We start from the raw sequence: 12,001 nt of genomic DNA on the forward strand, positions 1-12,001 counted from the left end.
TTCACCCCAGTCACTGACTTGAGTAAGCTCTTGGGGATTCACGCTCTTGCTGCCTTGAGGTAACGCCAACTATTTTGGTTATAGCAATTCACCGCAACAGGTTAGCCGAAGATGAGCGCAAAAGCTTTGCCAAAATATCTCGGATCTTTTTCAAAGCGCAGCGGCAGGGCTGCCGCTGCGGCGTTGAGATCAGGAGGCCGGTTCGGCCTGTTCCACCTTTAGCGAAACCAGGCCAATGCCGCGTTTTTTCGGGGTAAAGCCACCGCTGGCACCTTCCTGCGGTTCGGTCGGGGACGGTGGCGTGATGCTGATGTTTTGCGCGCCGGCGGGGTTGTTGAAGCGCAGGGTGACGGTGGTGTCCTGCTCGCCGAGCGACACGAACTGCTCTTCGTCGCCCACGCGCACCGAGATCGGCGCGCCGACGTTTTTGCCGTAGGCGCGGGCGCGCAGCACCAGATCGAAGGTCGGCGGCAGCGGGGCGACATAGTCGATGTTCACCGCCGGCGCGAGGTTGGCGTCCGACCAACGGCCCCAATCCTCGACGCTGGAAACGCCGGTAATGGCCTTCACCTGCTGCGGCATGCCCGGCAGCATAAAGGCAATGGCGTCCGCCTGATATTTAACGGCGGCGTCGTCCACTTTCAGTTTGTCGACGGCGCTTTGGTAGGCGGCAACGCTGTCCGCTGCGGGCTCGGTAAAGCTGACTTTACCGCGGTAGCTGCCGCCCTTGGCCTGCACGATATGCGGCGGAGCGGCCAGATTGCCGGAGGCCACGCAGGTGTCGGTGCTAAGCGCCAGTTCGGGCGCCCACACCCGGCCAATCTCATAGCATTTATCTACCCAGACAAACTTTTCACCCGCCCCCAGGCCGGCGAGCTGCTTTTTCAGCGGCGTGGAAAGATAGACGTTAAACATGGGTTCGATTTTATTGTCCGTCACCTTGAGGATAAACGGCACCTTGAAGGTAATGCCGGAGAAGGTGAAGCTGTTGCGCTGGGTATCCAACTGGTAGTCGGAGATGCTGTTCGGGAAGCCCCATTGCTTCACCACCGCCGGTTTCCAACCGTTGATTTTTTCTTCGATATTCAGGAAGACGGTAGCCAGCGTAGGGCTGGACAGGCTGCTGCGGCCGAGGCCGATATAGTTGTCGCCGCCCATCACGTCCAGCACAGTGGCGCCGTTGTCCAGCGTGCTGCGCTTTTCGTTATGCTGCGCGCTTTGCGGCTGCCTGCCGTCGATAATAAAGAACAGGTTACGGCGTTTTTGTTTGGTCAGAATGTCGTAGGCGGTGTTGTTCATCGCCAGATGATCGGAGGACACCACGATGACGGTGTTTTTGAAATACGCCGACCCTTTGATTTTGTCGATCAGGGCCGCGATATGCTGCTGGCTACAGGCCACCGCGCTCAGCGAACGGTTCTCTTTGTTCTGCCAACGGTAGGATTTTTTACTGCACCCGGCGGAGATAAAGCCATCCGGATGGTGGGTGTCCACGGTCAGCGCAAACAGCGAGAACTTCTTGTTCTGCTGCGACAGCTCGACGAACTTGTCGAAAACCACGTCCAGCACGGTATCGTCGTACCAGCCCCAGTCATTCTTGTAACCCGCATCGCGGACCTGCTCGCGCAATTCCTTGTAGCCGTAGGCATGGTCAAAACCGTGCGATTTCAGGAAGGTGTCTTTGCCGGCGAAGGCCAGTTCGGCCCCCTGATAGAAATAATTGTCGTAGCCGGCGGCTTTTAGCACGTCGCCCAGGCAGACGTTTTCCGGGTAGAAGGTGGAAACGGCGCTGGAAGCGTTGCCGTCGAACGGGGCGAACAGCGGAATGCCGCACTGCGAAGCCACCATGCCGGCAATGGTATAGCCGGTGCCGGGCAACTGCTGGGTATTGCTGAAGTCGATACCGTTTTCACGGTGCCGATTCAGCTCGTCGGCGAGGTCGGGGAAGATTTCCGGGTCGAAATAGGTACGCTCAAGGCTCTCCGCATAGATGTACACCAGGTTCGGCGCTTTGCCCTGCAGGCTCTTTTTCGGCGCTTTGTAGTAGGTGTAAAAATCGGCGGTGTCGCCGGTAATCTGGCTTCTGAGCAGCAGCGAAATATCCTGAAAAGCCGGGGTGGTGCCGACGGAGAACAGCGCCAACAACACGGCGATCACGCTGTAAACCACGCTGCTGCTTTTCGCTTTGTGCCGCACCAGGCTCCAGGCCAGCACGGCAAAAATCAGCGCCAGTACCGCCAGCAGGCCGATAAACGGCAGCACGTATTTGCTGACCCCGGCTCCTTTCAGGCTGCTGGTGAGGGTGTAGATCACCGCATCGGTGATGCCGTCGCCGGTAAAATAGTTACTGGCGATAAGAATAACGTTGAGGATCAGATAGCTGCCCAGCAGGATCAGCAAAATGGAAAGCCACCAGCGGTTGGCGGCGGCCTTGTTCCGGTAGATCAAGATTGAGGCTAAAAAAAGTGCAAACGAAACTAATGCTGAAACCATCCACCGTACCCTGTCTGATGAAAAAGAAAATCTTAACTGCCCTGGCAAAGGCTGCTGGCCCTGTCGCAGCGCGAAAAAGGAAGGGTATACACCCTAAATAATTCGAGTTGCAGGAAGGCGGTCACTGAACGAGTCCCGATGAGCTTACTCAGGTAAGTGATTCGGGTGAGTGAAGGCAGCCAACGCCCCTGCGGCTCGAAGTATGACGGGTATAGCGCATTGAACGCGCCAGGGTCAATGCGCGTTTGCACCGCGGGGTGGCGGCCAGGGGTGAATGAACAATTTTGTGACAATATTGTGACCATAGTCACTTCTGAGAGGCGTGGGGCGCTGAAATATTGCTCGCCGGGCATTTGGCTCTACCCTTAATGAATGGCGCTGATTGCAGACCGGCGAGGCGCATTAACCTGTTCAGGAGAAAACATGCAGAGCATTTCCGCCACCGTACTGGATGATTTGGCGCCGCAGGGCGTGCTGCGCGCGGCGATCAATTTAGGCAATCCGGTGCTGGCGCAACGGGGGCCGGAGGGGGAACCGCAAGGCGTGTCGGTCACGCTGGCCGGTGCGTTGGCGCATGAGCTGGGCGTGGCGCTGGAGCTGGTGACCTATGATGCGGCGGGCAAGGTTTTCGCCGCGCTGGAAACCGCCGCCTGGGATGTCGCCTTTATGGCCATCGAACCGGTGCGGGCGGAGCAAATCGCTTTCAGTGCGCCTTACGTCATTATTGAAGGCACCTATCTGGTGGCGCAGGAGGCGCCTTATCGGCAGGTTGCCGAGCTCGACAGGCCTGGCATACGCATTGCGGTGGGCCAGGGCGCGGCCTATGACCTGTACCTGTCGCGCACCTTAAAGCAGGCGCAGCTGGTGCGTGCGGAGACCTCGCCGGCCGCGATCACCTTATTCTTCGAGCAAGCGTTGGACGCCGCTGCGGGCGTGCGTCAACCGCTGCTTGCCGCCGCTGCCGCGAACCCGGGCTACCGGGTGCTGGACGGGCACTTTACCGCGATTCACCAGGCGATGGCGGTGCCGCGTGGTAAAGAGCAGGGGGCAGCCTATGTGCGCTGTTTTGTGGAAAGATGCAAGGCCAGCGGGTTGGTGCAGCAGGCGCTCAAGCGCAGCGGCCAGGGCGATGTGACGGTGGCGCCAGCGGCGTGAGGCGGTTGGCAACGGGTTTTTGTGGTTCAAGGGGAGGGGCGCTGCAGACAGCCCCCCCCGCGAATAACCCTTAATGCAGTTCCACGGCGTATTGCGCCACCGGGGTGATTTTCTTGATCAGCTTATTGTCGAACAGGAACTGTTCGTAAGCCTGGTAGCGCGCGGTGTCCAGCCTGGCCGGATCGGTGGCGAACAGCGGCAAAGTTGTCTGCCACGCCTGCTTGTTCAGTTCGGTGTTCAGCTCCGGATGGGTTTTGGCGAAGGCCAGCCAGGTTTCCTGTGGGTGAGCCTGCAGGTAATCGTTGCCTTTTTTCAGCGCGGCGAGGAATTTCCTGATCTTCGGCTCGGCTACCGCGTCGCGGTTGGCGACGATGATCAGTTCGTCATAGGCCGGCACGCCGTAGTCCTCGACGTTGAACACCACCGGATTTTTCCCCTGCAGTTTCAGCTCCAGCGCTTCAATGTTGCGATAACCGCCGATCACCGCATCGACCTGGCCCGCTAGCAGGGCGCTGGTCAGTTGGAAATTGACGTTAATCAGCTTCATGTCGTTCGGGTCAAGATGCGCATGTTTGGCCATGGTGGCCAGCGTGGCCTGCTCGATGCCGCTGACGGAATAGCCGATTTTTTTGCCCTTGAGATCCGCCGGCGAGGTGATGCTTTTATCCAGTGTCATCAGGGTATTGAGCGGCGAGTTAATCAGGGTGCCTACACGCACCAACGGCAGGCCCTGATCGGCGAAGAAGTGCAATTGCGGCTGATAGGTGATGGCAAGATCGGCCTGTTTTGCCGCCACCAGGCGCGGCGGCAGCGCAGGATCGGAAGGGGACACAATCTTGACCTCGAGGCCTTCGGCCTTGAAGGCGCCAATTTGCTCGGCCACCATGATGGGTGCGTGATCGGGATTGATATACCAGTCGAGCACCAGCGTCAGTTTTTCGGCGGCGGCAGCATTGCCGGCCAGAGCGGCGCTGAGCATCAGCCCGCAGAAGGTTTGCTTGATCATTTCTTACCCCAGTCGTTAAAAAGTTATCAGTCGTTTTCCGGCGCCCAGGCGATCAGGCGCAGCAGCAGCGCATCCACCGTCATCCACAGCAAGACGGTCATCAGCACCAGAATAAACAGCGCGGCAAAGCAGACGTCGGTCTGCATGCGCGCGTTGGCGTTCAGCATCACGTAGCCCAACCCTTCCGCCGAGCCGACCCATTCGCCGATAATCGCGCCGATGGGGGCGACGGCGGCGGCCATGCGCAACCCGGAACCAAAGGCCGGCAGCGCCGCCATCAGCCGCACATGCCGCAGTTGTGCCCAGGGGGAAGCGCCCATGGTGCGGGCCAGATCGAGATAATCGTTATTGACCCGGCGCAGCCCATCAAAGAACGCGGAGGTGACCGGGAAGAAGATCACCAGTACCGCCATCGCCACTTTGGCGCTCATGCCGAAGCCGAACCACAGCACCAGCAGCGGTGCCAGCGCAAACACCGGTATCGCCTGGCTGGTCAGTACCAGTGGCATCAGCCAGCGTTGCAGCCGGGGTGAATAGATCATGCACAGCGCCAGCGCCGCGCCGAGCAACACCCCAATCCCCAGCCCGCAGGCAATCTCCGAGGCGGTGATCAGCGTGTGATAAGCGAGATAGGCGCGCCCGCTCCACAGCGCCTGCGCTACCGCAGAAGGCGAAGGCAGCAAAAAAGCGGGAATATCTCCCAACGTGATGAGCCACCACAGCAGCAACAAACCAGCGAACACCGTCAGGCTGCGGCGCACCCGCGGCAGGCGGTTTTCAACCCGTAGCGTCATTCGGCGGCCCTCATCAGTTGCGCCAACAGTTCGCCCTGGCTTTTCAGCAGATGGGGATTGTCCGGCGCGCGCGGCGGCAGGCCGCCGATGACATGCGTATCGTCAATGCCGGCGGGGTAGCGGGAAAGCACCAGCAGGCGATGGCTCAGACGGCAGGCTTCCATCGGGTCATGGGTAATCAACAGTACGGTATGCTGCGCCAGCAGCTCGGCCGCCAGGGTTTGGATCATGGCGCGGGTGATGGCGTCCAGCGCCGAGAAGGGCTCGTCCATCAGTACAATCGGCTGGCGTTCATACAGCGTGCGTGCGATGGCGGCGCGCTGGCGCATACCGCCGGACAAGGCCGAGGGCAGGGCTTTGGCGTAACCGCTCAGCCCCACGCGCTCGAGCAGATGCCCGGCCCATTCCCGGTCGGCTTTTTCGCCGCGCAGCCGCGCACCGAGGCTGATATTTTCGGCGACGGTCAGCCACGGATAGAGCAGGTCTTTTTGCCCCATATAGGCGATGCGGCCGGCTATCGGCAGGCCATCGCTGCCGGTCACTTCACCGGCGGTGGGCAGCATCAGCCCGGCGATAATCTTCAGCAGGCTGGTTTTGCCCGTGCCGCTGGCGCCGAGCAGGGCGACAACGCTGCCGCCGGCAATATCGAAACTCAGCCGATCGAAAATCACCTGCCGGCCAAAGCGCAGGCTGAGATCCCGCACCTGAATGCCGGGCGGCGCGATGCGGTCACTCATGAGGCGTTCAACCCCATCTGCCAGAAGGCGGACTCCAGCCGGGTGGCGGTGGTGAAAATCTCCGCAAGCTCGGCAAAGCGGCTTTCTGCGCCACGCTGGTGGCCCACGCTCTCCAGCAGATCGAGAGCCGCCTGCACGCCGGCCAGATAGTTTTTATCGCCATAGTTGCGGATCCACGAGGCGTAAGGATTGCCCTCCATCACCGTCGCCGGGTCGTCAAGCAGGCGCAGACCAATCTCGGCATAGCCTGCGACGCAAGGCATCAGCGCGGCCAGCAGATCCAGCGCATCGCCGGAGTGGCCGATATCGAGCACATAGCGGGTGTAGTTCAGGGTTTCCGTCGCCTCGGGTTCGGCGGCAATCTCGGGTTCGCCCAGCCCCCAACCGGCGCAGTAAGCCAGGTGCAAAGGCAGTTCGGCGACGATGGCATTGAGCGAAGCGGTGGCCGCGCGCATCTCCGGCAGCGTGCGTAGCTTGCTGACCAGCAGGGCGTAGGCGCGGGCGAAATGGATCAGGAACAGGTAATCCTGGGTCAGATAGCGGCGGAATGCGGATTCAGGCAGCGTGCCGGCGGCCAGTTGCCGAATAAAAGGGTGGGCAACGTAGTCCTGCCAGTCCGCGCCTGCCTGTTGGCGCAGCCGTCCGTAAAGACCGTTATCGAAAAGGGGAGTAAACATGGGACCTCCAAAAGTGAGTGGAGATCCGGGCGCGCTGAGGTATGAACAGGCAATGACCGAGAGCGTGATTGCCGACCCGTCCCTTCGCTGGCATGACCCAGATCAGGTTCAAAGGGTTCGGCTTGCGCCATCTCAGCCCGTAACAGGACACCCCTCGGAGGAGCCTGTTATACGATATTTGCTTTTTGATTACAATGCTCGGGCGAGGGGGATCGGCGGGGGCGGCAATTGGTTCGTTTAGTGCGATTCGCGACGATTTTTCTGGCACCGGCGGCGGCATTTTTGCACTGTAATCCGGTAACGTTGACTCTGAGGAACACTCCCATGAAGAAGATCGGCTTTCTCTCTTTTGGTCACTGGACGCCTTCGGCACAGTCCGGTACTCGTTCTGCGGCGGATGCGCTGCTGCAATCCATCGATCTTGCAGTCGCTGCAGAGGCGCTCGGGGCGGACGGTGCCTATTTCCGCGTGCATCACTTCGCCCGCCAGCTCAGCTCCCCGTTCCCGCTGCTGGCCGCCGTCGGCGCCAAAACCCAACGCATTGAGATCGGTACCGGCGTGATTGATATGCGCTATGAAAACCCGCTTTATATGGTGGAAGACGCCGGAGCCGCCGATCTGATTTCAGGCGGACGGCTGCAACTCGGCATCAGCCGCGGTTCGCCCGAGCAGGTTATCGAAGGCTGGCGCTATTTTGGCTATACGCCCGCAGAGGGCGAGACCGAGGCCGATATGGCCCGTCGCCACACCGAGGTGCTGCTCGATGCGCTGCGCGGTGAGGGCTTCGCCGAGCCGAACCCGCAGCCGATGTTCCCCAATCCGCCGGGGCTGCTGCGCATCGAACCCTTTTCCGCCGGCCTGCGCGACCGCATCTGGTGGGGCGCCAGCTCCAACGCCACCGCGGTGTGGGCGGCAAAACTGGGGATGAACCTGCAAAGCTCGACGCTGAAAAACGACGAAACCGGCGAGCCTTTCCACATTCAGCAGGCCAAGCAGATCCGCGCTTACCGCGCCGCCTGGAAAGAAGCGGGCCACCCGCGCGAGCCGCGCGTGTCGGTCAGCCGCAGCATCTTTGCGCTGATGAACCAGCAGGATCGCAGCTACTTCGGCGGCAGCGGCAAGGAAGGCGATCAGGTCGGGTATATCGACCAGCAAACCCGGGCGATTTTCGGCCGCAGCTACGCCGCCGAGCCGGAAGAACTGATCAAACAGCTGGCGCAGGACGAAGCCATTGCCGAAGCGGACACCTTGCTGTTAACCGTGCCTAACCAGTTGGGCGTCGATTACAACGCGCACGTGATTGAGTCGATCCTCACCCATGTCGCCCCGGCGCTGGGCTGGCGTTGATGTCTCAACAATAAAGGAGGCAGGCCATGTCTCGTATTTTCATTACCGGCTCGGCGGACGGGTTGGGGCGCGCGGCGGCGGCAACCCTGCTGGGCGAAGGCCATCAGGTGATCGTTCATGCGCGTGAGCCGGGCCGGCTCCACGGCGTGCGCGATTTGCTGGACCGCGGCGCGCTGGCGGTCACCGGCGATTTGTCTGATCTGCAGCAGACCCGAGAGGTGGCCGAACAGGTGAACCGCATCGGACGTCCGGATGCGGTCATTCACAATGCCGGCGTTTTCACCGGGCCGCAGGTGCTGGCGGTCAACGTGATCGCGCCTTATCTGTTGACGGCGCTTATCGCTCGCCCGGCGCGGTTGGTATATCTGAGCAGCAGCATGCATTTCGACGGTCGCGCGGCGCTCGAAAAAGTGGACTGGAGTGGGCGCACCCCCGTCTCCTATTCGGACAGCAAACTGTGGGTGACGGCGCTCGCCGCCGCCGTGGCCCGCCGCTGGCCGGACGTGGTCAGCAGTGCGGTCGATCCCGGTTGGGTGCCGACCAAGATGGGCGGCGAAAACGCCCCCGACGATCTGCGCCTGGGGCACCTGACGCAGGAGTGGTTGGTGACCCGCGCAGATGCGCAGGCCGGCGTTTCCGGCGGTTATTGGCATCACCAGCGCCGCCTGGAGCCGCATGCCGCCGCGCGCGATCCGGCTTTTCAGGATGCGCTGTTGGCGGTACTCGAACGCGTTACCGGCGTTGCTCTGGCGATATCCTGAGCGGAAAATCGATGGCGGCCAGGGTGGCATGAAATGCGCGTTGTTGACTTATTTTGCTCAAATTGTATTTTAAGGCCATGCATACATTTCTGATTATCGTCCCCGAAGGGGGCATGCTGTTTGAGTCGGCGGGTATCGCCGACATCCTGATGCAAGCCAACCGCTTGAGGCCCAACGACGCTCCGCTTTATCGGATCGAAGTCGCTACCACGCAATCTCATCGGGTGGTGCATGGGTCGTCCGGATTGAATTTGCTGGCCGATCATCGCCTTGCCGATCTCGACCCTGAACAGAAACGTGACACTGTCATTGTCACCGGAAAAGGGGCGACCGAGGAAGAAGGCGCGTTTGTTGCAGGCTGGCTCCGCCGCGCCGCCCCCAACGCACGCCGCATCGCTTCCGTTTGCGGCGGGGCCTTGCTGCTTGCCGAAGCCGGTTTGCTCGAAGGACGCCGGGCGACGACGCACTGGCGCTTGCTGGATACCCTGCAATCTCGTTTCCCGAAGGTGAAGGTCGAAAACGGGCCGATCTACGTTCAGGACGGGCCGGTCTGGACCTCCGGCGGCGTCAGCTCCGGTTTCGATCTCACCCTGGCGCTGGTTGAAGACGATTACGGTTTTATTCAGGCGCGCGAAGTGGCGCAAGATCTGGTGATGTTTCTTCGCCGCCCCGGCGGCCAGTTGCAGTTCAGCCGCTATCCGTTGAATCAGGCCAAAACGCCTGGCCCGATCCGCGATCTCCAGTCCTGGATCCTGGAAAACCTGGACGGCGATCTTTCCGTTGAGAAACTGGCCGAAAGGGTCGCCATGAGCCCGCGAAACTTTACGCGCGTGTTCACCCGCGAGACCGGTATTTCCCCCGCCAAATTCGTCGAAGAAGGGCGTTTGCATACCGCCAGGCAGCGTCTGGAGCAGAGTGCGGAAGGTATCGAGCATATCGCCGTGACCACCGGCTTCGGCAATGGCCTCAACCTGAGGCGCGTGTTCGAAAGAAACCTGCAGCTGACGCCTACCGAGTACCGCGATCGTTTTCATTCCCGCAATTTGGCGTAAATTGATCTGTAAACGTCATTTACGCCAAGCGTCTCTCCCGGCTAGATTGGCAGGCAGAGACAATAACGAAGGAGTAGATCATGGTCAAAGTAGGCATTAACGGTTTCGGCAGAATCGGGCGCAATGTTTTACGTGCGGCGTTAGGGCGCAGTGACTTTCAGGTAGTCGCGATCAACGATTTGACCGACAGCAAAACCCTGGCGCATCTGCTGAAATACGACTCGCTGTCAGGCACCTTGGCCGCCAGCGTCGAGGCCGGTGAAAACCAGCTGCTGCTGGATGGCAGACCGATTCACGTTTTCTCTGAAAGAGATCCGGGCGCAATTCCGTGGAACAGCGTCGGCGTCGACATCGTGATCGAAGCGACGGGCTTTTTTACCGACAAAAGCCAGGCCGAAGTGCACATCACGAAAGGCGGCGCCAAGCGCGTTATCATCTCGGCGCCGGCAAAAAACGACGACATCACCATCGTGATGGGCGTTAACCACCAGGATTACGATCCGGCCAGGCATCGGGTGGTCAGTAACGGCAGTTGCACCACCAACGGGCTGGCGCCTGCCGCGCAGGTGTTGCATCAAAGCTTCGGCATTGAATACGGCCTGATGAACACCACCCACGCCTACACCAATAGCCAGGCGCTGCACGATCAGCCGGAAAAAGATTTACGTGGCGCGCGCGCTGCCGCTCAGTCGATTGTGCCTTACTCCAGCGGCGCGGCCAAAGCGCTCGGCAAGGTGATCCCGGAGCTGGATGGCCGCCTGACCGGCTACTCGCTGCGGGTGCCGGTCCCGGTGGTGTCTATCGTTGATTTAACGGTGACCTTGAAACGCGAAGCGACGAGCGAAGAAATCAACGCCGCCTTCCGCCAGGCGGCGGAGTCGGGGCAGCTCAAGGGGATCCTTGGCTACAGCGACGAACCTTTGGTGTCGAGCGATTATAAAGGCGACCCGCGTTCGTCCATTATCGACGGGCTGTCTACCTTGGTTATCGGCGGCAAGCTGGTCAAGATCCTCGCCTGGTACGACAATGAATGGGGGTTCTCCAACCGCCTGGTCGATCTCGCGCTGCTGATGGAAAAACGCGGATTGTAGCCGGTTGCCGGAGCAGGGGCGCAGCATGTTGCGCCCGCTATGTCAGATGCCAGAAAATCGTCCCCTCAGGGGACGATTTTTTTCAGCGCAGTATCATAACCGCGCGATACGCATTAACTCGTCTTTGGCCCCAGGGGCCACCGCCAGCACCGGCGCGCCGCGCAACAGCTGTTCCCCTTGAGCGTTAAACGGATGCGTCCAGCCGCCGGCTTCGTTCACCAGACAATAACCCGCCAGACAGTCCCAGGCGTGCATATAAGGTTCGTAATAACCGACCAACCGCCCGGCGGCCACCCATGCCAGCATCATGGCGCCGGAACCGTTGCGGAAGAAATTGCCGCCGACCGCCGTGATCTCGGCGGCGATTTCACCGACGCGTTCGGGCGCCACATAGCTGTTGGCACCAAACCCGGTGATGTGGTTTTGCAAGGTGCGCGCCGGATCCACGTGCAGCGCTTTGCCATTGAGCGTGGCGCCCGCGCCTTGCGCCGCGACGAAGCATTCCTGTTGGCAGGGCGCCATGATCACGCCGATCACCGGCTCGCCCTGACAAATGACGGCAATGGACACGCACCAGTTCGGCATGCCGTTGACGAAGGGGCTGGTGCCGTCAATCGGATCGACCACCCAATGATAGCCCGAGCCGCCGGGTTGCAGGCCGAACTCTTCACCGAGAAAACCGTCGTCCGGGAACTCTTGGGCGATCTGCCCGCGGATCAGTAGCTCGACTTCACGATCGGCGATCGACACCACATCTTGCGCATCGCGTTTGGTTTCGATCACCAGGCTTTCGCGACGGTTGAAATAGTCCAGCGCCTTGGCTCCCGCCTCGCGCGCCACCCGTTCGGCCAGCGCCAGGCGCCGGGAGATTTGTTCGTTCATAGCTGA

The 12,001-nt window shown here is 60.7% G+C and carries 11 protein-coding genes and 1 riboswitch; of the genes, 5 read left to right on the forward strand and 6 right to left on the reverse strand.

Annotated features, from left to right (window positions below; all coding sequences use genetic code 11):
* Positions 1–189 precede the first annotated feature (189 nt).
* On the reverse strand, positions 190–2,493 hold the full coding sequence (opgB, locus tag V2S86_RS03595; RefSeq protein ID WP_330761260.1) for a phosphatidylglycerol--membrane-oligosaccharide glycerophosphotransferase: 2,304 nt from the start codon (positions 2,491–2,493) through the stop codon (positions 190–192).
* A 423-nt stretch (positions 2,494–2,916) separates the two neighbouring features.
* Here opgB and V2S86_RS03600 point away from each other — a divergent pair, with 423 nt between their 5' ends.
* Entirely contained in the window at positions 2,917–3,648 is a 732-nt protein-coding gene (locus V2S86_RS03600; RefSeq protein WP_330761261.1) for an ABC transporter substrate-binding protein, read from the forward strand.
* A gap of 70 nt (positions 3,649–3,718) precedes the next feature.
* On the opposite strand, the gene V2S86_RS03605 is transcribed toward V2S86_RS03600, so the two are convergent.
* The 4 genes from V2S86_RS03605 to tenA are packed head-to-tail and all read right to left on the reverse strand — an operon-like array spanning position 3,719 to position 6,862.
* Positions 3,719–4,654 (reverse strand): ABC transporter substrate-binding protein, encoded by a 936-nt coding sequence (locus V2S86_RS03605; RefSeq protein ID WP_330761262.1) that lies wholly within the window; start codon positions 4,652–4,654, stop codon positions 3,719–3,721.
* A 26-nt stretch (positions 4,655–4,680) separates the two neighbouring features.
* On the reverse strand, positions 4,681–5,448 hold the full coding sequence (locus V2S86_RS03610) for an ABC transporter permease (protein WP_330761263.1): 768 nt from the start codon (positions 5,446–5,448) through the stop codon (positions 4,681–4,683).
* Entirely contained in the window at positions 5,445–6,185 is a 741-nt protein-coding gene (locus V2S86_RS03615; protein WP_330761264.1) for an ABC transporter ATP-binding protein, read from the reverse strand. Before V2S86_RS03615 ends, V2S86_RS03610 begins: the two co-directional genes overlap by 4 nt.
* Positions 6,182–6,862, reverse strand: a complete 681-nt coding sequence (tenA, locus tag V2S86_RS03620) for a thiaminase II (RefSeq protein ID WP_330761265.1) — start codon at positions 6,860–6,862, stop codon at positions 6,182–6,184. Before tenA ends, V2S86_RS03615 begins: the two co-directional genes overlap by 4 nt.
* 62 nt (positions 6,863–6,924) lie before the next feature.
* A riboswitch (TPP riboswitch) is annotated at positions 6,925–7,027 on the reverse strand.
* Between the two features lie 159 nt (positions 7,028–7,186).
* Between tenA and V2S86_RS03625 the strand changes: the two genes are divergently transcribed.
* The 4 genes from V2S86_RS03625 (at position 7,187) to gap (ending at position 11,113) form a co-directional block, all read left to right on the forward strand.
* Entirely contained in the window at positions 7,187–8,209 is a 1,023-nt protein-coding gene (locus V2S86_RS03625; protein ID WP_330761266.1) for an LLM class flavin-dependent oxidoreductase, read from the forward strand.
* 26 nt (positions 8,210–8,235) lie between these two features.
* Entirely contained in the window at positions 8,236–8,970 is a 735-nt protein-coding gene (locus tag V2S86_RS03630; protein WP_330761267.1) for an SDR family NAD(P)-dependent oxidoreductase, read from the forward strand.
* Positions 8,971–9,047: 77 nt separating this feature from the next.
* A complete protein-coding gene (locus tag V2S86_RS03635) occupies positions 9,048–10,022 on the forward strand; it encodes a GlxA family transcriptional regulator (protein WP_330761268.1) in 975 nt (324 codons plus the stop codon).
* An 80-nt stretch (positions 10,023–10,102) separates the two neighbouring features.
* Complete coding sequence (gap, locus tag V2S86_RS03640) at positions 10,103–11,113, forward strand: type I glyceraldehyde-3-phosphate dehydrogenase (RefSeq protein ID WP_330761269.1); 1,011 nt, start codon at positions 10,103–10,105, stop codon at positions 11,111–11,113.
* Between the two features lie 93 nt (positions 11,114–11,206).
* On the opposite strand, the gene V2S86_RS03645 is transcribed toward gap, so the two are convergent.
* Positions 11,207–11,995 (reverse strand): inositol monophosphatase family protein, encoded by a 789-nt coding sequence (locus tag V2S86_RS03645; protein WP_330761270.1) that lies wholly within the window; start codon positions 11,993–11,995, stop codon positions 11,207–11,209.
* Positions 11,996–12,001: the final 6 nt, after the last annotated feature.

The sequence above is a fragment of the Serratia sp. C2(1) genome (assembly GCF_036352655.1).
GTDB lineage: Bacteria > Pseudomonadota > Gammaproteobacteria > Enterobacterales > Enterobacteriaceae > Serratia > Serratia inhibens.